Genomic DNA, 22,832 nt, shown 5'->3' with positions numbered 1-22,832 from the left:
GTTGTCCCGTCCTGAAATGTGTTGACACGTGAGAGCGGTATGAGGGTACGAATAGGCAAGCATTAAAAAATCCGCTACTCAATGGTCAAGCGGCTTTGAGAAGGATAGGGCAATTCTAGATTGCTAGGCGTATGTCTAATTCAATCGGCTTTGGCATGGCTAAGTGATAGCCTTGATACATATTGAAGCCTAAGCTCTGCATCGCTTGGAGTTGTTGTTGGGTTTCTATGCCTTCAATCACTGTCTTTGCGCCAATTTGGTTTGCAAGATCAAGCACTAACTCCATTCCTCGAGTGTCGCCTTGTTCAAAGTCCAACATAACCGAGCGGTCTATCTTGATGATATGAGGGTTAATGTGACGAACGCGTTGTTCGGTTGACGCTTGTGTTCCGAAATCATCAACAGCGATTTGAAAGCCATTATCCGCAAGAGAAAGAGCGGCATCTTTCAAGCGCTCTTCACTTTCTGCATTCAACTCTACCAACTCCATCACTATCTGTTCGCATGAAAGATTAAGCTCGTGAAGGCGTTTAGCTAACAAGCTATCGCTGACCTTTTCTGCAGCAAACAACTCACCAACGTTTGGAAGAACGTTCAAAAATAGATGTAAATGACGGATTGTCGATTGTGCGAAGTTACGGATATGAATCGCTCGACTCAACCTCTCTACATTGATTTTGTCTGTGCTTGAGGTTTCGTCGGAATGGAAGAAGTGATCAGGACGAACAATATCACCTTTGTTATTTGAAATGCGCACCAAACCCTCAACACCTATCTGAGTCATAGAAGAGTCGAATATAGGTTGATAGACGCTTCTAAGCGTCAGGTCTTGGTATTTCGCAATAAACTGCATATCAGCATCTACGGATATACAGCTAATAAATTCACTTCTGTCTGATAAAATCATAGTCGCTAGTAAAGAGGGCTTATTCAATGGCGGACGTACATGTCGCGGCTGTCACAATATTGACAGGTGTAAGTAAATTGTCAATTAATAAAAACTCTTTTGTAGAGTCAATATTTAAATAAATATAATTAACGAAAAAACAGCATGATATTAGTCATTAAAATTACTTATCATTCACCATTAATAATGACTATTGTGAATTTAATCTCTGAGTGATCTATCTCATATCAACACCAATCAATATAAGCTTTCAACGCCAATACACCAGGTGAAAGTAAGGATAAAGCCTCAGGTTATGGGGGAATGTCAAAGTTACATTATTAACAAACAACTCTGTTTGCATATAAATGATATCTACTTCTCAAAATATGAACGATGAGCTGATAAGTTATTATTTTATCGAAGATAAACTTTGATTGATTATTGGGTAGGGCTTGAGTTAGGTTTTATAAAATGTTGGGATGGAGGTCTAACTATTTACTTTCAAGACTGATTAAAAAAGTTGACCCGTATTCTTACTGCCATTGAAGTACTGCGTAAAGTTGCAGATATTTACGAACCAGTTGTTGATTTCCTGACCGCTTTAAAGGGTGTCCAAATTTAATGAAGCAAGGGCTGATTTTAAAATTATTATTTAAGTCAGTAGCAAATTGAGAATCACTCTCTCTTAGCGTGATACCTTGTTGACTATATTCCGTGATCTCATCTGGGAGTTCACCCATCCACCAATGCAATAATTCGCCACTGTTTTTACTTCGGCTAATCCAATGGTCGGAGACAATGATCAAAACGTCATTGGGTTGAATGGAAAATCCATACTCTTGTTGCCAATTATGGATGTCCAACATCAACTTTCTACGACATGTTTTCCCGGCGCTCACCATATGATGACTGATCATCCAAACGGTACCGATTTCGGAAGATATTCGGAAGTGTCGAGGCGTTTCTCTAGAGGAAAGCATTTCAAGTGGGCTGATGTTGCTTGCATGATTAAAGCTAACGAAGGTGTGCTCCATTCGGCGGGCAAATGCCTTACCTATATGGTGCTCACTGATCCCTTGATTGTGCACCGTAGGGTAGTGGCGTTCACAGAGCTTTAGGCAATCGTCTTGAAATTGATTAACGCTTTTAATCACTAGATCTAATAACAATGAAGTCCCTTATACACAGCTACTATCTTATTGATGGGCAATAGTACGGTAATTGCGGTTCCGTTACCTATCGTCAAAGTGCGAGTTCTTGATCTCTCTATCAAAATTAACCATTGCTGAGTGATTTTATGGATAGCACTGGCGCTCTACAGGTCTGTATTCTAAATTATGAGGAATTCTAGCTAGTTACCTCGACTATAGTCTAGTCAGCAAATCACAATTGATCTACTTACTCTTTATTTGGAAACATTCATGACCATTCAATTAGATTCGAAACAAAAGTCTGAGCTTACTCATACGCTCCAAAAGTACCTGCAGGATGAACTCGATGTGGAGCTTGGTCAGTTCGACACAGAATTCTTGGTCGATTTCATAAGTAAAAAGTTTGGGGCGGTTTACTACAACAAAGGGATAGAAGACGCTCAAAAAGTCATGGAACGTAAAATGTTAGATATCTCAGATGAGCTTTACGAGATCGAACAAATCGTTGAAATCTAACGTTTAACCCAAACTTGTTCAAATAATTTGAATAACTCGTTTAATTTGAAATGATGTTACCAATGTAAAGCTTGGTAAATAATATGTTACACAAACTTGGTGTAGGGTACGCTTTTCGAAACTACACTACTCGTTAACATTCGGAAGAGATGCATGGACAACAACGTTAGAAATTACAACCCTTTAGCAAGAGCGATGCATTGGATTTCAGCTCTCGCGGTATTTGGCTTATTTGGTGTAGGCCTGTGGATGGTTGATCTTTCATACTACAGCGAGTGGTACAAAACAGCGCCAGACTATCACCGCTCGGTAGGCATTCTTTTGGCTGCCGTTACCGTTATCCGTTTGGTCTGGAAACTAGTTACCGCGTCACCTAAAGTGAAAGGTAAAAGCTATGAAGTTGCAGCAGCGAAGATCGCTCACGGCTTTATGTACATTAACTTAGCGGTTTTATTTATTTCAGGTTATTTGATTTCAACATCAGATGGCCGCGGGATCGACGTATTCAATTGGTTCACTGTACCAAGTATGGGTGAACTGTTTGCAAACCAATCTGATCTCGCAGGAACGATTCACTACTATGCTGCATGGGTACTGATCATCATGGCATCAGTACACGCCTTAGCGGCGATAAAACACCACGTTATCGACAAAGACGATACGCTACGAAAAATGATAGGAGCTTCAAAATGAAAAAGTCAATTATCGCTACAGGATTAGCATTTGCTATGGCAATGCCTTTCGCTGCGAACGCCGCTGATTACGTGATTGATACAAAAGGTGCGCATGCTTCAGTTAACTTTAAAGTTAGCCACCTAGGTTATAGCTTTATCCAAGGCCGTTTTAACACATTCTCAGGTGATTTCTCATTTGATGAAAGCAACGTTGAAGCATCAAAAGTAAACGTAACTATTGATACAACAAGCCTTGATTCAAACCACGCAGAGCGTGACAAGCACATCCGTAGCTCTGACTTCATTGATGCAGGTAAATTCTCTGACGCTACTTTCAACAGCACAAAAGTGGTTGATAAAGGCAACGGCAAACTTGAAGTAATGGGTGACCTTAAGCTTCACGGCGTAACTAAGCCAATCGTTATCGAAGCTGAATTCATCGGTGCTGGTCAAGACCCTTGGGGCGGTGAGCGTGCTGGTTTCGTGGGTACAACTCGTCTAGAACTTGCTGACTTCAACATTCCAGTAATGGGCGCTTCAAGCTATGTAGACATGGAACTACACGTTGAAGGCGTAAAAAAGTAATCTAGCTTTCTAGCTCTCTGACAGGTATCAACATTATTTAGAAATATCAAAAGTTTGGTCGATACTAAATAGGTCAGCAGTTAGAAATAGAGAAAGGCGCAAAGTTTTCACTTTGCGCCTTTTTTATTGAGATAAATGGCAACGCGTTTAGGTCTGTTTTGTGTCAAACCGTTTAGTACGTTAAAAGCCACCATTTGCCTCTAGCCAGTCAACGTTGCCATGACTGAGTTATCTAATTGAACTACTAATCCCTAATAGTTCAACTTAAGATTAGTTAAGCCGTTTCTAGTTCAGCTTGTGGAACCACGTTTAGTCGGTCACCGTAGATTGGACGTAGTGCTTGCATCACTTCAATGCGAGTCAACACACCTACCATTACGCCGTTTTCTAACACTGGAAGCATATGTGGTTGGCTTACTTTCATCGCTTTTGCACGCTCTTCTAGAGAAAGAGATGTCAGGCGAGTAGCGAAGCCCATGCTTGTCGTCGGGTACAGTTGCTCTTTGTCGATGCATAGGAACTCAGCAACGTCCACTAGCTTGTCGTTTGCGTCGATTGCCACAACGTCACGGCTCATTAGGTCTACAACTTTTTGGCCTTTAGTTGGGATGTAATCTTGGCACCAAAGGTCAACCATTACGTCATGAACAGAGAAGATACCCACTAGACGACCTTCAACATCGCAAACAGGAGCGCTAACAAGTTGCGCGTCTAAAAGTGTATCAATCGCGACTGATGTTGGCATTTCTACGCTCAGTGTAATTGGTTGAGTGTTCATGATTTGCTTGATAGTAGTTGCTGTGTTCATAGTAATTTCCTTAACTGACGTAATTTCTGTTGTTTGTGTAATAGCGGTAATTTTTGCTGCTTTAAGTTGTGGGCGACGGTAGATGCTCCAGTTCGCTAAGCCGACCAATACTGAACCACCTACGATGTTGCCGATTGTCACTGGTATTAAGTTTGCGGTGACAAATTGCATGACGTTTAGGTCTGCATACTGGGCTGGTGTTGCGCCGATTTGCATCCAGAAGCTTTCTGGTGCGAATGCTTGAATCGTGATGCCTAGCGGAACCATGAACATATTCGCCACACAGTGTTCAAAGCCTGAGCTTACGAACATTGCAACGGGTAACACGGTCATCATTGCTTTGGTCATTGCGTTAGCAGAGCTGAACGTTAACCAAATCGCTAAACACACCAACAAGTTACAAAGCACACCCAAAGCAAACGCTTGAACTGGGGTGTGGTGTAGCTTGTGTTGAGCAATGTTTAAAGCGTTTAAGCCCCATTGCCCGCCATCCAGTTGATACAAGCCTGCTGCGCTTACCAAAGCCAATAGGAACATGGCACCGATAAAGTTGCCGACATACACCTTGCCCCAGATAGACAGCATCTTAGTGAAGGTGATTTGCTTGTTAGCCCATGAGATGCTTGATAACACTGAGCTGGTAAATAGCTCACCACCGCAAATCACAATCAAGATCAAACCCATACTGAAGGCAAGACCGCCGGCTAAGCGACTCAGTCCCCATCCAGCATCAGCGCTGCCCGTGGTTACCGTGATGTAGAATAAAAAAGCAAGCCCGATGAATGCGCCAGCCATGATTGCCAAACTCAATGTCATGCTGCTGGTTTTATTTGCTTTACTTAATGCAAACTTCTCTGCTTCCGCCATCATTTCTGTTGGTGAGAACAGTTGATGATTTTCAGAAGTGCTGGTTGCCATATCCCCCCCTTGAACAATCCGTCATGTGTAATTCCTAGTGTTAATGACCTGGTTAATCCGTAATGGTTAATCAGTAATGTTTTGCAGGGCTCGTTGTGTCCTGCCATTCCAGATTAGGGCGTTGAGGGGTAGAGGTAAAATTGATAATTTTTAGAAACCACATCAAATTTATTGATATAGATTTGGTTACGCGTAGAATGAAATTGATTGCTCATTGGCTTTATAAAAAACGAGCATCAGGACACAAATAATTAAAAGCACTAAGGATGAATTTTGCGTTATTCATTAAAGCAACTCGCGGTATTTGATGCAGTAGCAGACTCCGGGAGCGTTAGTCAGGCAGCAGACAAATTGGCGTTGACTCAGTCAGCAACAAGTATGTCTCTTGCACAGTTGGAAAAAATGCTCGGCAGGCCTTTGTTTGAAAGGCAGGGCAAGCAAATGGCCCTGACTCATTGGGGCATGTGGTTAAGACCAAAAGCGAAGCGTTTACTGCAAGATGCGCAGCAAATTGAGATGGGTTTTTACGAGCAGCATTTGTTGAGTGGCGAACTCAAATTAGGTGCTAGCCAAACTCCAGCGGAACACCTCGTTCCGGATCTCATCAGTATTATTGATAACGACTTTCCTGAGATGCGAATCTCGCTTGGCGTGCAAAGTACCGACGCAGTCATTGATGGTGTATTAGATTATCAATATGACTTGGGTGTTATCGAAGGTCGTTGTGATGACAACCGAGTTCACCAAGAAGTGTGGTGTACCGACCATTTAACGGTGGTTGCATCGGCTCATCACCCGTTTGCGAAGCGTGAACGAGTCAGCTTGGCACAATTAGAACAAGCAAAGTGGGTATTACGCGAACATGGTTCGGGTACTCGCAAAGTTTTTGATAGCTCTATTCACCATTTAATTGGCGATCTCGATGTATGGCGAGAGTATGAACACGTTCCTGTTTTAAGAAGTTTGGTTGCAAACGGCCCATATTTAACGTGTTTACCTTATCTAGATGTCGAACAGTTTGTTGAGTCAGGTCAACTTGTGACGTTGAATGTTTCTGAGCTTGAAATGGAAAGAACCTTGTCCTTTATTTGGCGTGCTGACATGGCAGAGAACCCACTTGCTGAATGTATCAAGCGTGAAGGTAAGCGCATGATGAAAGGCAAACGGTCGGTTCTTTAGCCGCTATTCAACACCAAAGCTAATAACTAAATGTGTTGAATAAGCGATTCCGGTCTCTATCTAGTGATAAATGAACAAATTCATACATTATTAATGTGATCGTGATCGGCTAAATAAGGGCTATCTTCCCATAGTATGCTTACTTGATTTTAAGTGAGGCTAAATCCGGTTGCGTTCAATTACGTAATTAGGCTTTAGAAATAGTATGAGTACATTAGTCGCGATTTCATTAACAACAGGTATTTTGTCAGGTCTATGGGGATGGATTGCTATCTCTTTCGGCTTATTGTCATGGGCAGGTTTCTTAGGTTGCACCAGTTACTTTGCTTCGCCAACAGGCGGCGTTAAAGGACTTGCAGGTAGCCTATTGACCAACATGACTGGCGTATTCTGGGCAATGGTGATTATCGAAAGCTCAACCTTCGCAGGGTTAGAGATTTTAGGCTACATGATTACTGCTATTGTGGCTTTCTTTATGTGTATTCAAGCGAAACAAGCGTGGCTAGGTTATATCCCAGGCACCTTCATTGGTTGCTGTGCGACGTTTGCTGCAGGTGGTGATTGGCAACTTGTAGTGCCATCTTTACTGCTTGGTGGTGTATTTGGATACTTGATGAAAGCAACGGGGCTATGGCTTCACGAGAAATCGACTCAATCTTCGGAAGTTGTTGAACAACACGCTAAACAGGCAAAGGCTTAATTCGTTAACCTAACCTTAGTTAGTCACTGTGAACTCTTGCAAGATAACCCCCAATTAATTTGTATATCGATTTATACAGGCACACCGTTTGGTGTGCCTTTTTTGGTTGAGGCGACTAGCTAAATATTTCATCAGTAGAGCAACTGATAGCATCTATAAAACAAATTATGTTTAGGTATTTCCATTCGCCATGGTGATCACGCGTTTTAATGTCCACCTTAATAAAAGCGGAATGCATTCTTGTCCTTGATTCTCGCAATGAGAAACAATGGCGAGTGCAAGGTCGGGTTTTGCATGTTTCTTCAATACCTTGGCAACCACTTTCTTTGGAGGGATAGGGTGATCGTATGGAATCTTAACCATGTCACGGAAAAAGCTCTCAAACCCATTCATATATAGATAATGCTCTATATCTTTATCAGGCAGTTCGGTGAGTCTGTGTCTTTCCTGATCATTACCGAGTTTCGATAACACTGTCGCGGCATATTTTTTACCCGCCGCATCGCCGTCAGTTACCACATGCCAATCAATGCCAAACTCTTGTGCAACCTTAATCAGCGCCTTAAGTCCTGATTGGGCGAACTCAATAATCTGCACACCTTCCGCTGCTAGGTTATAGCCACATTGGTTGGCAAGTTCATTGAACAACCAAACCTCGGTTTCACCTTCTACTAATAGCCAACAGCGAGCAAACAGCGCCCCTGAACGATGGAAACGGATATGAAAACCAATTCGTCGAAGTTCGTCTTTACTGAAGTGGTTCATGTTGAGTTGATTGGCGATGGTTTTATCTGACTGACGAACCAAGCGACGAATCGATTGAAGTGGGACCGCCGCAAGTAGGTCGCCACTGTTGGTGGTCAGGATTTTCTGCATGGGCAATTTCTGCATCAAGCTCCAAGCCCTTGCCAAGTGTGTTGGGTGTAATCGACCTTCTGGATCTTCAAGGATCAAAAGAGGGCGCGCACATCGCCTTAAGTCGTTTGGCCCTTTAGCTTGTAGATAAGCGTTAAGTAACCCCATGAATAATAAGCGAGTTTGTTTGTTCTTGGTCTCTTCGACAAGTTGATGAATACTCTGATCATTGGCACCCGCAGAATAAAGTAATCCGTCTCGCTGTTTTCTAGGGTTACGACGAGAAGTACTTTTGAAAGAAAAATAGTGCTCAATCAGACTTTGCATCGACTCTAGGCTACTGCGCATTTCACCCTTATTAACATGTCCGGGTATCGCCATAAGGCGGCGGCAGGTGTTGTCGATGCGCTTTTCTATTCTTGCCTGACGGCCATTGCCATTGCCGTTGCTGGCGTTTCCATTCGTGCCATGACCATTGGTTGTGTGATTATGTCCGTTCCCATGCCCGTTATTTGGATTGTTGTTCCCATTTCCGTTTGCATTGTTAGCGTGACCGTTATTAGCGTGAACATTAGTCGGCAGGTGAGCATTGTGGTTGAGTGAATTTCCGTTGAAAGGGCGATCAAAGTGCCTTGCGTCTCGTAAACGGATCACAGGATGTAAGGTCATTAATTCTTGAGCGAGCTTTTCTGAGTGATGGAGTTTGAGCGGATTACCGTCCAAACCAAGAAATGCATAGTGTGTTGTTGTCTCATACTGTTCTAACGTCGCGCTGATGCGATAGTAGATGCGAAATACGCCAAATTCATCTTGAACCCAAATAGGTTTGAGTTTGCGATAACGACCTGCGTTAAGTTCGCTCTTATCGTTAGCTTTTAAAGCGAGAACAATTTGAAGATGTTGAGACTGCGGGTGTGAAACAGAGTAATCGACATGAAAATCGGTCATTTCAAAGTGATATGGCACACCGTCTGAGGGCAGAATGACGGAAAGGGCATCCAATAATGAAGACTTACCCCAAGTATTTTCACCAATAAGCGTGGTTAGCTCGTCAAACGCGAGTGACATGCGCTTGATACCTCGAAAGCCAGAAATCTCGATTCTTTCTAGTTGCATAGGCTTACTCCTAACGGAAGGCTCTGCTAATTATTTGAAAGCTAACAGATATCTTTAATCATAATCGAAAAATCCAAATCCGGTATGCTCACCTGTCACAAAACCCGTTGTTTATTAATACGGTGCAAAATGAGATTTTTGATCTATCTCGAGTATTTTTTTGCAGTGCAGTTTCATAAAATTCACGATTCTGTCATGATTCTCGACCTAGTATGAAGGGACAAAGAGAGAAGAAAATATGACTAAAAAGAATAAGCCGACAAAAATAGTGTTGGCACACATCAACGACACCCACTCATACTTTGAACCAACCTCGTTACAGCTATCACTTAAAATGAACAACCACATCATTGAACCTTATGTCAGTGCTGGTGGCTTTGCTCGAATTTCAACACGCTTCAAACAAATAGAACAAGATGCCCAGCGTCAGAAGGTTGGAACCTTGTTCTTGCACGCTGGTGACTGCTTCCAAGGCACGTTGTACTTTTCCTTATTCAAGGGAAAAGCCAATGCCGATTTGTTGAATGCCCTTAATATAGATGCCATGACGCTCGGTAATCACGAGTTAGACATGGGTAATGAGCCCGTTGCGATTTTCGCGAAAAGAATCAAATTCCCGCTGTTGGCCGGTAACTGGAATCTATCGAATGAGGATATCAATAAAACTCATACGCTAGCGGACAACGACATTGTTAAGCCTTATCGGCCTGAAACACGAAGTGCTTCTTTTATAACGAAAGAGTTTGATGGCGAGAAGGTCGCAATATTCGGCTTAAGCATCGACAAGATGGCAGGCATCGCTAACCCAGATATCGATACACCGTTTGAAAATGCTTTGGAAACAGCAAAAGCGACCATTGAGCAAATCCATCAAGCAGGTATCAACAAGATTGTGTTACTTAGCCATCTTGGTTACGAAGCTGATTTAGAGTTAGCAGCCAACGTAACAGGTATTGGTGTCATCGTTGGTGGTCATAGTCATCGCTTACAAGGTGATTTCTCTGATATCGGCTTAGTTAAAGATGATGAATACGGTGTGAAAATTGGCGATACCTATGTTGTGCAAGCGGGTTTCCACGCCATGAGCTTAGGACACTGCGAAATCGAGTTCGATTCTCAAGGCAAAGTGACGCACTTCAATGGTAAAAACGAACTGTTATTAGGCCGTCGACTCTTTATAGACGCGAAACTGAGTGAAGTAGGGCAAGACGATGCCCACGATATGGCGTGTGAGTTTTTAAACAATCACCCTAATATTGCAGTGTGTAAGAAAGATCCTGAGCTGCAGAGCATTCTGACGGATAAATACCAGCCGCGAGTTCGAAAGCTTCAGCAACAAGTGATTGCTCATGCAGACACTAAACTTCGCCATGTACGTATTCCAGATGCTAAAGGCCCGAGTCAACTAGCCCCCTTGGTTGCTCAATCATTTCACCATCTAATGAACAAGAAAGGGCATCAGGTTGACTTTGCCATTCACAACGCCGGTGGTGTAAGAAATTCACTGAACAGCGGCGATGTCTCTGTTGCCGATATTGCCGGAAAACTACTACCGTTTGCCGTACCTATTGGTGTGTATGAAGTAAAAGGTGAAACGATCGCTTGCATGCTTGAAGGTGCAATCAATAACGCGATTGATAATGGTGTCGTGGGCACAGGTTCAGGTAGCTTTCCTTATACACATAATTTGAGGTTTTGTTACCACAAAGAAGCGCCTATAGGACACAGGATTCACCATCTAGAAATTCACTCTGATGATTCAGGTTGGCAAGCTGTTTCTCGCAACCGTATTTACCGGGGCGCGTCGTCAGCCTATACAATGAAAGGCAAAGAGGGCTATAACGCTGTGTTGGATATGATCGGTGATGGCACGGTCACCACTGACTCTATGGCAGACTGCTTCATCGAGTTTCTGCAAGACCACCCAGAGTCGCTTCAACTCAATGAACCGTTGAATTGCATGGAGTGTTTTAGATAACTAAAGCTGATACTGATATTTAACACTATTACTTTGGGTTATTTATAAAATTGGCATTGTTTATGCTTTATCTCTGCAGGTCGCCTTCTTGTGGAGATATGCATGGATAAGAAAGATTGGTTAGATGCGGTAGCGGTTTTCGGTTGGGTATCAGTTTGGTCAGCGTTAGTGTATTTAATACCTGCCGCAGGGCTGTAAATTGCTCTTTTTGCAACTTCATTACGCAGTGCAATAGTGTGTTTGACTTGCGAATTTATTCTTAGAATCAATTCGCGTGTCTATTTGACAAAGTGGCATCAATCAGAAAGGAGCGTTTGCTCCTTTTTTGCTTTTTCCGTGCAAATTTATATAGACGAAACACAACCAGAGGATTATTATCCACGCGTTTGGGGAGTAGTTAGCGCAAGTTTACATATCGTCATCTCGTTAGGCCAAGAGTCTATCCGGTATGTAAAAGTGAAATCCCATATTTCACTTCAACGAGACCAACGCAATCACAGTCAAGATCCGTAATGGAGCTTGATATGCTTTGTTTGCGGAAGGTCTTTGTACAGTTCTTCCGCCCGGAGGAATAATGAACTCAACTCAATCTCTATTATCTACAAATAGTGAATCCTTTTTTTCATCGCCAATCATGACGACTTATGCGGGCTTTTTCCTGCTAACGGTTATTCTCGTCTCTATTGATATCTATCAGACTCGTGGCGGTAACGTTACTATCAAGAAAGCGGCAATCTGGAGTGTTTTCTGGTTTGTACTTGCGTTTTTGTTTGCTGGCTCGATTTACCTATTTTGGGACATTTATGCACCGAACAGTGACTACACAGCGCAAAAAGCAACCGTGTCATTCATTACGGGTTACTTGTTAGAAAAATCCCTTAGCGTAGACAACTTGTTTGTTTTTGCGATGATCTTTGCTCAATACCAAGTTCCTGAGCATCTAAGACCTCGTGCGCTTCTTTGGGGCGTAATTGGTGCATTGGTGCTTCGTGCAATTATGATCGCACTAGGCGCACAGCTATTGGCGGAATATCACTGGGTGCTTTACGTGTTCGCTGCGTTCTTGATTGGTACAGGTATTAAGCTGGCATTAGACAAGGGCGAAGAGGAGAGTGTGAATACTCTGCCTGAAAAGCTACTTCGTAAAGTGATGCCGGTAACAGAGGACTTCCATGGCCCTGCATTAATGGTTAAACAGGGTGCTAAATGGGCATTCACTCCAATGATGTTGGTCATCGGTGCGATCGCAGTCATGGACGTGATGTTTGCATTAGATTCTATCCCTGCGATCTTTGCGGTAACACAAGAACCGTTCTTGGTACTTGCGGCTAACGTGTTTGCGTTACTTGGTCTTCGCTCGTTGTATTTTGTACTGCAAGGTATGATGGACAAGTTCATCTATTTGAAACCCGCGCTTTCATTCATCATGGTGTTCATTGGTGTGAAAATGCTTCTGGTTGATAGCGAGTGGGCTATCCCAACTTACTGGTCATTGGCGGTATTGGTTTCTACGATGACGATTGCGGTTATAGCGTCGGTTTATGCGAAGAAGCCAGGCATTGAACAAGTAAATTAAAAACAAATATAACTTATCGAAAAGTCGATAATGAACACGTGGCTGATGAAGTGGAAAATTTATTTATGTAAATTTTCTGTGACATTGGCCACTGTTGTTTGCGGGGTATTTGTACTAAATGCATGATCTAAACACTATGTTGAATTTGTACTCACATAATCTGCATATCTATTTTGTGGCATTGTTAATGGTTTGTTTTATTAGAAAAACTAATCCCAAAATCTAATTTTAGTCATTTTTTAACCTGCAAAAGATCACCTATTATTCTTGTCATCAGAACGAAACACATTAATAAATTTATAGAGAGGCAATCATGGCTCAAGCAGTACAAATGAATACTATCGCTGTTCCTAACTCTATGGATAAGAAAACCTACTCGGTTAACTTCAAAGGATTGATTGCACACATTTTCGATATTCTTTTCGTAGACAACTCTCCACGTAGTTACTACGCAAGCGACCTATCTGGTCACATGCAACGCGATATCGGTATTAACCGTTAATCTCAGCGTTAACATGTAAATATAGAATTTTAAGAAAACGCCAGCTTCTAAAGCTGGCGTTTTTGTATCTGAAATAAACTCAATCTCTTCGTAAACTAAGCACCTGAAAGAAAAACCTAGGCATAACGGTCTGTATTTGAGCGCCATTCAATTCGCTTTGTACAAGGATCTCGGTATGTCACACGCCAAACGCAATTCATCATTGATTAAACTTTGTTTATTTGCCTTACCGATCGGCTTCTATTCCTCAGTGTCGCTTGCACAAACCTGGAGTAATGAAGGCCAGCCCGCACAGGTTATCGAGCTCTTCACCTCTGAAGGTTGTTCAAGTTGTCCACCTGCTGATCAGTACCTCAGTACTTTTGAAGACCATCCAAAACTGTGGACACAAGTCATTCCTCTCGCTTATCACGTCGACTATTGGGACTACCTCGGTTGGGGGGATAAGTTCGCCAGCAAGGCGTTCAGTCAGAAGCAACGACTGTATAAAGCTTACGGCTTAACAAGTGGGGTTTACACGCCGGGCTTTGTTGTCGATGGAAAAGAGTGGCGCGGTTACTTTAACTGGTTAGACAGAACGTTACCTTCTCTTAAACAACAAAATAACCCCAAGCTAACGGTCAACCATAAAGGCGATACGTTCAGCGTAAGTTACGAAGGCAAAGGTGATTATGTGGCACATATCGCTCTATTGGCGATGAACGAAGTCACAAGTGTAAAAGCTGGTGAAAACAGAGGTAAGAAGTTAGAGCATGATTTTGTCGTAGTGTACGATGGCTACCAACGTGGTGAATCTGAGTGGCAATTCAATGTGGACTTTGATCCGCTAGTCGCTTCGCCCGATGCCGTAGCTGTCTGGTTAACCGCACCTAATTCGTACGCACCTGAACAGACGGTAGCAGGGTGGTTGAATTAAACTCACGGTGCTCAACGCCAATTGTCCTTCAATTATCAAGTTAGCCATTGGGGCGACACCAAACCGGTACTGTGTCGCCTTCGTCCCGTTTTAGTTGGTCTAAATTGAAGTTACAGGCTGGAAAGGGGCGATTTAGTTACGTAATACAGCGGAAATACGTTAGTATAGCGCGCTATTATTTTAGCTTTGAGTTCCTGCAATTAATGACTAACACCACAGCACCAACCAACTTCTCTGATCTTGGCTTAATCTCTCCTTTGATGGCTCGTTTATCTGAGCTTGAATACCAACAGCCAACGCCTATCCAAGCGCAAGTGATTCCAAGTGTGTTAGCAGGACGCGATTTAATTGCAGGCGCAAATACCGGTTCAGGTAAAACCGCAGCATTTGCACTTCCACTGTTACAAAAGATTCATGAAGATGCCCCTCTGGACCGTCGTTCAGGCAAAGGTAACTTTGTTTCTGGCCTTATCTTGGTTCCTACTCGTGAACTTGCTAAGCAAGTGGCTGACAGCGTTAAATCTTACGCTGTGCATTTCAATGGCGCGATTAAAACGGTTTGTGTGTTTGGTGGTGTATCGGTAAACACTCAAATGCAGGCGCTACGTGGCGGCACTGATATATTGGTGGCAACACCGGGTCGTCTGCTTGACCTTATTTCGAGCAACGCTATCAAACTAGATAAAGTGAAAACGTTAGTGCTTGATGAAGCTGACCGAATGCTAAGCCTAGGTTTTACCGAAGAACTTGATGCAATCTTGAAGCTCTTGCCGAGCAAAAAACAAACCTTGTTGTTCTCTGCAACTTTCCCAGAGCAAGTTAAAACGCTGACTCACGAACTTCTAAGCGATCCAATTGAAGTTCAACTTCAAAGTGCCAATGCGAGCACACTGGTTCAACGTGTATTCGAAGTAGAAAAAGGTCGCAAGACAGCGTTACTCGCACACCTAATTCAACAACATGAATGGCGCCAAGCTCTGATCTTCGTTAATGCGAAGAACAGCTGTGAGCACCTAGCAGACAAGCTTTACAAGCGCGGTATCATCGCAGAAGTATTCCACGGCGATAAAGGGCAAGGTTCACGTACTCGTATCCTAGAAGATTTCAAATCTGGCGAGATTGACGTTCTGATCGCGACAGACATCGCGGCACGTGGTCTGGATATTGAGAAGCTTCCAGTGGTAATCAACTTTGACTTACCGCGTAGCCCGTCAGACTACATGCACCGTATCGGCCGAAGTGGTCGTGCAGGTGAAGTTGGTCTTGCGTTATCTCTGATCGATCACGAAGATTACCACCACTTCAAAATCATCGAGAAGAAGAACAAGATTCGTCTTGAGCGTGAGCAAATTGAAGGCTTTGAAGTGGATGAAGAAGCGACAGCTGAACTGATCGCAGCACTAAAACCTGTTGCGCCACCGGCCGGTACTGGCAAGAAGAAAAAGAAGAAGAAAGCTCCAAAAAACCAAGATGTGTGGCTGAACAACAACTGATCTTGAGTCAGCAAGCCATATAAATCAGCAAGCCATATAAATCAATAAGTAATAGACATTCAAAAGGTGCTTAATTGCGCCTTTTTTGTGTCTGTAGGGCTGGGATTTGAGTCGTTAATAAACGACTGTTGCGGTGTTAAACAACCCGATAATCCGTTCGAAGGATAGCGTCCTCCATAAGAGATTCAGCGATTTAACGCTTTGCTTATAACCTGTTCGGGTTTTGAGCAATTGGGTAACCGCGTGAAGACCTCGATTAAACAATTAGTGCTGGCCACTTCATTTTTCCTGTTTACCCAACACTCTTCTAGTGCTGCTGAATTTGAGGTTAAAGGGGTTAATAAAACTCTCACCGAAAATGTAGAATTATATTTAGAACCTTTAGCCGATGTTCCTGCATCACAGCTATCGAAAACGAAGCTATCTAAACGTATTCAAGATGCACTCAACCCTTATGGTTATTATCACCCACAGCTCGATATCGACCTCAATGATTCTGATAACGTGATCATTAACATCGATTCTGGTCCTGTCATGCGCATCGCAGAATCGATAGTAAAAATAACAGGTGAAGCTAGCCTAGATGCGGAGTTCATCAATATACTCAATCAAAGCAAGTTAGGCTCAGGTTTAACTTTGTCTCACCAAGAATACGACCAAACTAAGCGTGCGATTTTCTCTTTAGCAAAGCGGAAAGGTTATTTTGACGGCAGGTTTATCGAGTCAAAGATTGAAGTTATTCCTAGCGAGAACATCGCGAATATACACTTGTATTTTGCAAGTGGTCCACGCTACAAGTTCGGTTCTATAAGTATTCCTGATGATGGGGTTGACCCTACTCGTATCGAGAAAATACCCACCTTTAAAAAAGGTGATGACTTTGACACCATCAAGTTAGGTGAACTGCAATCTGATTTGTCAGACACTCAATGGTTTCGAAGTGTCATCGTACATGGTGACTTTGACAAACTTGATGACAACCTAGAAGTTCCAATTGAAATCATTGCCGAGCCAAGTTCTCGAAATATCGTGCAGGTCGGTGGCGGCTATTCTACAGATCTCGGTTTACGCGCCTCTCTCAGTTGGTCAAAGCCTTGGTATAACCGGAGAGGCCACAGCTTTGAAACACAGACATATTTGTCTGAACAGGAGCAATCACTTCAGTTGGGGTACAAAATCCCCACAGAGAAAGTCACAACGGATTACTTTGGTATTCAGTTTGAATCGAAACGAATTGATCATCGAGACACCAATAGCTTTACAAACGATCTTAAGTTCGAACGTTACTGGCAATTAGACAGTGATTGGCAAAGCACCATTTATGTCAAATACTTGCACGAACAGTACCGTCAGGCGTCTGAGGAAGAGCAATCGCAATTACTGTTACCTGGCATCAGTTTTTCTCAGGTTGATCGTAAAAATGATCAGTTGGAGCTCAATCATCGACACATCTATTCTGTCGAGTATTCTGACCCTAGTCTGTTCTCTGACTCAAGGCTGTTGCGGTTGGAAGGAAACAGTGTCCTTTCATGGGATATTAGTGACAGGCAGAAGCTCCATTTCCGCTCCAACGTAGGCATCAACATTGCCAAATCATTATCTGATGTGCCGTCGTCACTGCGGTATTTTGCTGGTGGCGATGGAAACCTGCGAGGTTATGGTTACGAATCTATCTCCCCTAGAGACGAGAATGGTGAACTAACGGGGGCACGTTATATGTTAACTGCTGGGCTCGAATATCAGCATCAAGTCTATCGTTCAATTTGGTTGGGCGCATTTCTTGATGTGGGTGATGCATTTGATCAACAAGCGGATTGGAAGCGTGGGACGGGCGTGAGTTTGATTTGGAACTCACAGTTAATGCCAGTTAAGCTCGATTTTGCTTACGGCTTAGATGCGCCTGAAGGCGACGAATTTCGTATTCATTTTTCCTTTGGTACTCAATTCTGATTTTTGTACGCTGTTTATGCACTCGCGAGGATGCGAACCATCTAATAGGATTCAAGTAAATCGAAAGAGCGTAATAACCTTTGTGCTTTAGCAAACACAAAGGTAAAAACTATGAAAAAGCTACGATTCGGTGTATTTGGTAATATGGGCCCTGAAGCAGATGCTCTGTTCCAAGATATCGTCGCCAAGAAAGAAATTGAACACGGCGCACTTAAAGACTAAGACCACATGGCCATGATAGTGGTGAAAAACTCAGATATCCCCGATCGATCTGAAGTGATTAACGAAGGCGGTACCGATCCTGTGCCTGAACTGATTGAGTCAGCGTGCATTTTAGAACATGCCAATGTTCAGTTTGGCGTAATGACCTGTAACACCGCTCATTACTTTAGACCTGAGGTTCAAAAGCACACCAACGTTTATATCGTCGACATGCTTCAAACCACCGTTGATCAAATCAAAGAGCAGAACTCTGAATCTGTTGTTGGTATTTTATGTACCAACGGCACATACAATTCGGGAATCTATGATCGTTACCTAACGGACGCGAATCTGGTGTTCGTTAAGCCAGATTCCTTTGAGCAAGAGCATAACGTGCATAGTGCTATCTATGGTGAAGTAACCGGTGAGATGACAGAGTGTGGACAAGCAATCCGAGAAACCAACGGGATCAAAGCGGGCGAGTTTGAGCGTAATGCCGCACTGCTTGCTGTAGCGATTCAATCCATCGTAGAGAAGGGCGTTGATACGGTTATTTGGGGATGCACGGAACTTCCTCTGGTTAGAAAGCAACTTGAAACGGCATTTCCAACAGTCACTTTTATTGATCCTATGGAAGCGGTAGCTGAGCGTGTCGTTGATATTTACCGTCTCGCTGAGCAATATGTGGAGCGTGGACATGTGGATTACAACATTAATGATGTTAATTCGATCTTCACAACGCTTGATATGGTGAACTACGTAGCCCAAAGAGCGATGACCTACCGTCTATAAGCTCAGATACGTGTATTTGAAACATGAGAAAGCCGCGAATTACGCGGCTTTTTTACATTTGGACTGGAGAAAATTAAGATTCGAAGCTGAACACTTAAAGCTCGAACTCGCCATTCATTTTTCGAAATAACCAATCAGGTACCTTGTTCCATGAACTGTAGTTCGGGTTCTTAGTATGGATTTGTTCCTCTGAAGCCCAGATGGTGTCACCTGATTGTTCTCGCGACACAGCCCAGAACAACTCCTCTTTCTGACGTGTTAAGTAGTGTGTCACTTGCTTCGCAAACTCTTCACTGTCAACCAACACCCCAAACTCAACGTTGAGAAAGTCTGATCTTGGATCGAAGTTAGAAGAGCCAATATAGGTGACACGCTCATCTAAAATTACTGTCTTGTTGTGGTAGTAGGTATCAACATGAAAGTAGTGATCATCATTGATCGCTTGGCTTTTGTACTCATAGATACTTACGCCCTTGTCGAGTAGAGTCTCACGGTGTTTTTCGTAATACGCAGGCACAAAGCCCGAATCATTAGAAGCCGATGAATTCGTCAGTAAGGTGACTTCGGCTTCGCTCTCTCTAAGTGCATCGACGAATACAAACTTGTTATCGCTTGGCACCATATAAGGCGTAGAAATAATAACCTTAGAAGGTGTCGGTACTTTTTGCTTCATCAAGTGTTCAATACGTTGGCGAAAGTAGGGCTTGTTGTCATTGAGTTTCTCCAGTGAGTCAAATACCGGCGTGACAGAGGCTGAAATGAACTTCGGTTGGTTTAAGCTCTTTATCTGCCTTTCGACTTCAGACGTGATCAATGCTTGATTCTTTTCACCTTTGTTCAACGCTTTGGTGAACGCTTGGTATTGCTCTTTCTCTTTGATTTTAATGCGTTCTTGAATTGGCACTACATGCTCACTGTTCCACAACGCTTGGTAGTTTCGGTCGAAAGCAGCAATCACGTCGCCTTTAAACAGCACATCCATATCAAAGAAGTTGGCACTTTCGCTGTAGCCAAAGTAGTCATCACCGATGTTGCGCCCACCGAGGATCATCGATTGGTGATCAACGTTAAAGTATTTCTCATGCAGTCGATTATCTAACTGTTTTTGATGAGTAGAGAAGTTGAGCGCACGACCAATCCAGCCAGCTTTACGTGACTCAAAAGGGTTGAACAGTCGAATCTCAATATTGGCGTGTGAGTCCAACTCCGCAAGCCATTTGTCATTGAATACCAACAAGTCATCCAGTGTGAGGCGCACGGCCACATCGCGGTCAGCGGCGTGTTTCAGCTCGTTTAACAGCATCAGACCCAGAGTGTCGTTTTCCCAAGAGAAGTAAGTCATATCAATCGAGTGTTTTGCTTGGCGAACCAGATCAATGCGGCGCGCAAAGGCTTCAGGCGCACTCGGGATCAAATAGACTTCGGCTTGATGTTCTGTGCTTTGCCAGTTAGCTTCGAAGTCAGGTTCAACATCGGGGTAAGGTTGGGCGCAGCCAGTAACTAAGATCGACAAAAATAGCACCATCAGCGCGTGAATACGTGTGAAGTACATTGTGATGTTCCGTAAAAATAGGGTAGAGGTGACAATGGCCAGATAACTGGCCATTGTGTGAGTGATTGATGATTAAGCGTTAGTTCTGATTAGGAATTTCGTAATCAGGCATGTATTTTAAGGTAAGTTCAAGATCATTTAAGCCTTGAAGTCTGCCGTTAAGCATATTGCCATCTGCAGCTCCGTTGAATCGAGCGTCCCAATTGTCTTCAATGATGATTTGACCATCACCATCGACGAACATTACGTTATCTTGTTGCTGGCTGTACTCATAGTCTGTAAACAGATTGTCGCTGAACCATAGGCGAGACATGTCGTTCATCAGAGCTTGGTCTTTTGAACTTAGGCTCACTTCTGAACCGTCTAGTTTATACGGTTTGTTGAAAATAAACGGCAGTTCTGAACCACCACAAGCACCGGAGATACAAGCAAACGTTTTTAGCAGGTCACCGATATCTAAATCGCCATCTTCACCTTGAGTATTGTATGTCCAAACGTTGAAGCTAGGCTTGAACGCAAAATGGTACATTGAAACTGGCGCGTATACGTCTGCATTTTCAGTTGAACGAATCGCTTGGTTACGTGCTGGCGCTTGGAATAGCATGTCATTCATCAGCATTTTGAACTCAGTCATGTTCTGTGTTGCACCACCCAGTTCATTTTCCAACTCAGGCTTGTAGTCTGCAAGTTCCAGTAATTCGTTGTTCATGTCAGAGTTACCTAGGCCAAAAAATAGCTTGGTCACGGCTTCATATGCGGTGGATGGTAGTAAATTCAGCACATCACCGAGTTCAATCTGCGCTTGAACTTCTTCAGCAGACATTGCTGACACCATATCGATAATGCGTTGCTTATTGCCATCAAGTTGCAGCCATACCGCGAGTTCTAAACCTTGATTGTTTTCGCTTAGCGATTCAAAAGTACCGCTGTCTACATCTTCCTTTAATAGCTCCAAAATGGTCGGAATTAAGAATGTAAGACTAGGCAGCATAGCCATCGTGTCCGCATCTTTTTCATTGTTACCAATGACGGTTGGTACTGAAAGGTCATTCAGAGCTGGTTGTGAAACAAAATGGTATCCCAATTCACAATCATTGATACACAGCGGTTTTCTGCGATGTTCATTATATGGTGCGAAAGGTAACAAATTTGCCATTGGAGTATCATTGATCGTTGATGATGGTAAAAACACACTTCCATTCATTAATGTTAACAAACTTTCCGAAACCCAATTTAGAGTCTTATTCAATGGGTTTGACAATACTGTCCCTTGTGCATCTAAAATTTCACTTAGTAGTAATTTCTTTTGCACATCTAGGGAATCGTCGAGGCAGAACGTGGTTTCTATTTCATCTGGCATTAGCTCAACGATAGGCGCTAAAATATCTTCTAGGGCTGGAACAGCATTCATTATATCCTGTAACGTCTCTTTTGTAGAATTATCTGCAAGCTCAGTTTTGGCTGACTTCGTCGCCTCACAGATAGATACGCTATTTTTTTCAGCCGATTTATAGCTTGTGTACTCGAAACCATAAGGGTTACTTTGCATGATTGAACGTTTGAAATAACCACCCTCACCGGCGATTGGCTCTTTACTATCGTTTTGTTGAAGTATGCCAACCGACATCGCACCTGAACCTTGGCCCATCAAAGTGACGTTTTCAGTGCTACCACCAAACTTATCAATATTCTTGTTAACCCACTGCATCGCACGCTTTTGGTCACCAATACCAAAGTTACCGCCCATTTCATGGTCAACCCACATTGAACCCAGTAGACCTAGACGATAGTTAAATGTCACGTAAATAAACGGGTTACCCTCGTCGGCGCCTTGCGCTACAACCGTATCACCTTGGATGAGCGGCTCTGCACCAGAACCGTATTCGAAATCACCACCGTGAATGAATACATAAACCGGTAGTTCTGCGTCAGCATCTACGCCTACTGGACGCCAAATGTTCAGATTCAAACAGTCTTCAGATGTGTTCTGTGAAACGGTCTTCAATTGAGGACAAGCATCACCAAACGACGTTGCTTCAACAATGCCTTCTGAATTGATCAGTTCAGTTAAATCGACAGGATTGCTGTGTTCAAAACGCTCTGCATCGGCAAACTTAATGCCTTTAAAAGACTCAACAGAAGCCAGTTTATCGTCTTCGGTATTAGATGTAACAACCAGCTCTTCTTTGGTCGCAGTAATCATCACATCGCCGATTTGAGTGGTAAAGGTTTCTGAAGGTGCTGGAATTAAAGGTTCAGGTTTATCAGGGAAAGGAACCGTTGGTTCAACGTCTGTGTCACAGCCAGCAAGAGCGGCCGCAATAGCGAGTGCGATGAGAGAACGATATGCAATAGTCATAAAAAATGTGTCCACAATAGAATTCGGTAAAATAACGAACCGCGCATCGATACCGTCAAACCTGTAGATCCATAAGGTGATGGCTCCGTCTTTGGAGCATTTGACGTTGTGTTTCTTCGTGT

At 43.1% G+C, this 22,832-nt stretch carries 18 protein-coding genes; 12 read left to right on the top strand and 6 right to left on the bottom strand.

The window, feature by feature from the left end; translation table 11 throughout:
- Positions 1-115: 115 nt before the first annotated feature.
- Positions 116-853: an EAL domain-containing protein gene (locus tag AB4486_RS11375; RefSeq protein ID WP_372058292.1), complete on the bottom strand. Its 738-nt coding sequence runs from the start codon at positions 851-853 to the stop codon at positions 116-118.
- 569 nt (positions 854-1,422) lie between these two features.
- A complete protein-coding gene (locus tag AB4486_RS11370; protein ID WP_017067365.1) occupies positions 1,423-2,058 on the bottom strand; it encodes a hypothetical protein in 636 nt (211 codons plus the stop codon).
- 252 nt (positions 2,059-2,310) lie between these two features.
- Between AB4486_RS11370 and AB4486_RS11365 the strand changes: the two genes are divergently transcribed.
- The 3 genes from AB4486_RS11365 (at position 2,311) to AB4486_RS11355 (ending at position 3,815) form a co-directional block, all read left to right on the top strand.
- A complete protein-coding gene (locus AB4486_RS11365; protein ID WP_017059821.1) occupies positions 2,311-2,556 on the top strand; it encodes a DUF2164 domain-containing protein in 246 nt (81 codons plus the stop codon).
- 153 nt (positions 2,557-2,709) lie between these two features.
- Positions 2,710-3,249, top strand: a complete 540-nt coding sequence (locus AB4486_RS11360; RefSeq protein ID WP_065584246.1) for a cytochrome b — start codon at positions 2,710-2,712, stop codon at positions 3,247-3,249.
- Complete coding sequence (locus AB4486_RS11355) at positions 3,246-3,815, top strand: YceI family protein (protein ID WP_017064630.1); 570 nt, start codon at positions 3,246-3,248, stop codon at positions 3,813-3,815. Before AB4486_RS11360 ends, AB4486_RS11355 begins: the two co-directional genes overlap by 4 nt.
- A 274-nt stretch (positions 3,816-4,089) precedes the next feature.
- Here the strand turns inward: AB4486_RS11355 and focA are convergent, their stop codons facing one another.
- On the bottom strand, positions 4,090-5,541 hold the full coding sequence (focA, locus tag AB4486_RS11350; RefSeq protein ID WP_050650436.1) for a formate transporter FocA: 1,452 nt from the start codon (positions 5,539-5,541) through the stop codon (positions 4,090-4,092).
- Between the two features lie 273 nt (positions 5,542-5,814).
- Here focA and AB4486_RS11345 point away from each other — a divergent pair, with 273 nt between their 5' ends.
- Both AB4486_RS11345 and AB4486_RS11340 read left to right on the top strand, forming a co-directional pair.
- On the top strand, positions 5,815-6,720 hold the full coding sequence (locus AB4486_RS11345; protein WP_102333462.1) for a LysR substrate-binding domain-containing protein: 906 nt from the start codon (positions 5,815-5,817) through the stop codon (positions 6,718-6,720).
- A gap of 205 nt (positions 6,721-6,925) precedes the next feature.
- On the top strand, positions 6,926-7,420 hold the full coding sequence (locus tag AB4486_RS11340) for a DUF1097 domain-containing protein (RefSeq protein ID WP_017059817.1): 495 nt from the start codon (positions 6,926-6,928) through the stop codon (positions 7,418-7,420).
- 171 nt (positions 7,421-7,591) lie between these two features.
- Here AB4486_RS11340 and AB4486_RS11335 read toward each other — a convergent pair whose 3' ends face one another.
- On the bottom strand, positions 7,592-9,391 hold the full coding sequence (locus AB4486_RS11335) for an ATP-dependent endonuclease (protein WP_372102684.1): 1,800 nt from the start codon (positions 9,389-9,391) through the stop codon (positions 7,592-7,594).
- A gap of 238 nt (positions 9,392-9,629) precedes the next feature.
- Here AB4486_RS11335 and AB4486_RS11330 point away from each other — a divergent pair, with 238 nt between their 5' ends.
- The 7 genes from AB4486_RS11330 to AB4486_RS11300 all read left to right on the top strand — a co-directional run bounded on the left by AB4486_RS11330 (position 9,630) and on the right by AB4486_RS11300 (position 18,799).
- Positions 9,630-11,369 carry a bifunctional UDP-sugar hydrolase/5'-nucleotidase gene (locus AB4486_RS11330; protein WP_372117204.1) on the top strand — a complete coding sequence of 580 codons (1,740 nt, stop codon included), beginning with the start codon at positions 9,630-9,632 and terminating at the stop codon, positions 11,367-11,369.
- 574 nt (positions 11,370-11,943) lie between these two features.
- On the top strand, positions 11,944-12,945 hold the full coding sequence (locus AB4486_RS11325; protein WP_017059813.1) for a TerC/Alx family metal homeostasis membrane protein: 1,002 nt from the start codon (positions 11,944-11,946) through the stop codon (positions 12,943-12,945).
- Positions 12,946-13,258: 313 nt separating this feature from the next.
- A complete protein-coding gene (locus tag AB4486_RS11320) occupies positions 13,259-13,447 on the top strand; it encodes a hypothetical protein (protein ID WP_017059812.1) in 189 nt (62 codons plus the stop codon).
- Positions 13,448-13,622: 175 nt separating this feature from the next.
- The gene (locus AB4486_RS11315; protein WP_372117202.1) at positions 13,623-14,363 is read left to right on the top strand and encodes a DUF1223 domain-containing protein; all 741 of its coding nucleotides are present in this window, start codon (positions 13,623-13,625) and stop codon (positions 14,361-14,363) included.
- A gap of 203 nt (positions 14,364-14,566) precedes the next feature.
- Positions 14,567-15,856 carry a DEAD/DEAH box helicase gene (locus AB4486_RS11310; RefSeq protein ID WP_017069930.1) on the top strand — a complete coding sequence of 430 codons (1,290 nt, stop codon included), beginning with the start codon at positions 14,567-14,569 and terminating at the stop codon, positions 15,854-15,856.
- A 231-nt stretch (positions 15,857-16,087) separates the two neighbouring features.
- Positions 16,088-17,806 carry an autotransporter assembly complex family protein gene (locus AB4486_RS11305; protein ID WP_029235239.1) on the top strand — a complete coding sequence of 573 codons (1,719 nt, stop codon included), beginning with the start codon at positions 16,088-16,090 and terminating at the stop codon, positions 17,804-17,806.
- Between the two features lie 228 nt (positions 17,807-18,034).
- Entirely contained in the window at positions 18,035-18,799 is a 765-nt protein-coding gene (locus AB4486_RS11300) for an aspartate/glutamate racemase family protein (protein WP_017070494.1), read from the top strand.
- A gap of 94 nt (positions 18,800-18,893) precedes the next feature.
- Here AB4486_RS11300 and AB4486_RS11295 read toward each other — a convergent pair whose 3' ends face one another.
- Both AB4486_RS11295 and AB4486_RS11290 read right to left on the bottom strand, forming a co-directional pair.
- Positions 18,894-20,351, bottom strand: coding sequence for a phospholipase D family protein (locus tag AB4486_RS11295; protein WP_372058298.1), 1,458 nt, complete (start codon positions 20,349-20,351; stop codon positions 18,894-18,896).
- A gap of 79 nt (positions 20,352-20,430) precedes the next feature.
- Positions 20,431-22,710 carry a carboxylesterase family protein gene (locus tag AB4486_RS11290; RefSeq protein ID WP_372058300.1) on the bottom strand — a complete coding sequence of 760 codons (2,280 nt, stop codon included), beginning with the start codon at positions 22,708-22,710 and terminating at the stop codon, positions 20,431-20,433.
- Positions 22,711-22,832 lie beyond the last annotated feature (122 nt).

Origin of the sequence: Vibrio sp. 10N.222.55.C6, from assembly GCF_041473395.1 — a bacterium.
In the GTDB taxonomy this organism is placed as follows: Bacteria; Pseudomonadota; Gammaproteobacteria; order Enterobacterales; family Vibrionaceae; genus Vibrio; species Vibrio crassostreae_C.
Note: the sequence above shows the minus strand (reverse complement) of the source record. Positions and strands in the feature narration are given on the sequence as shown.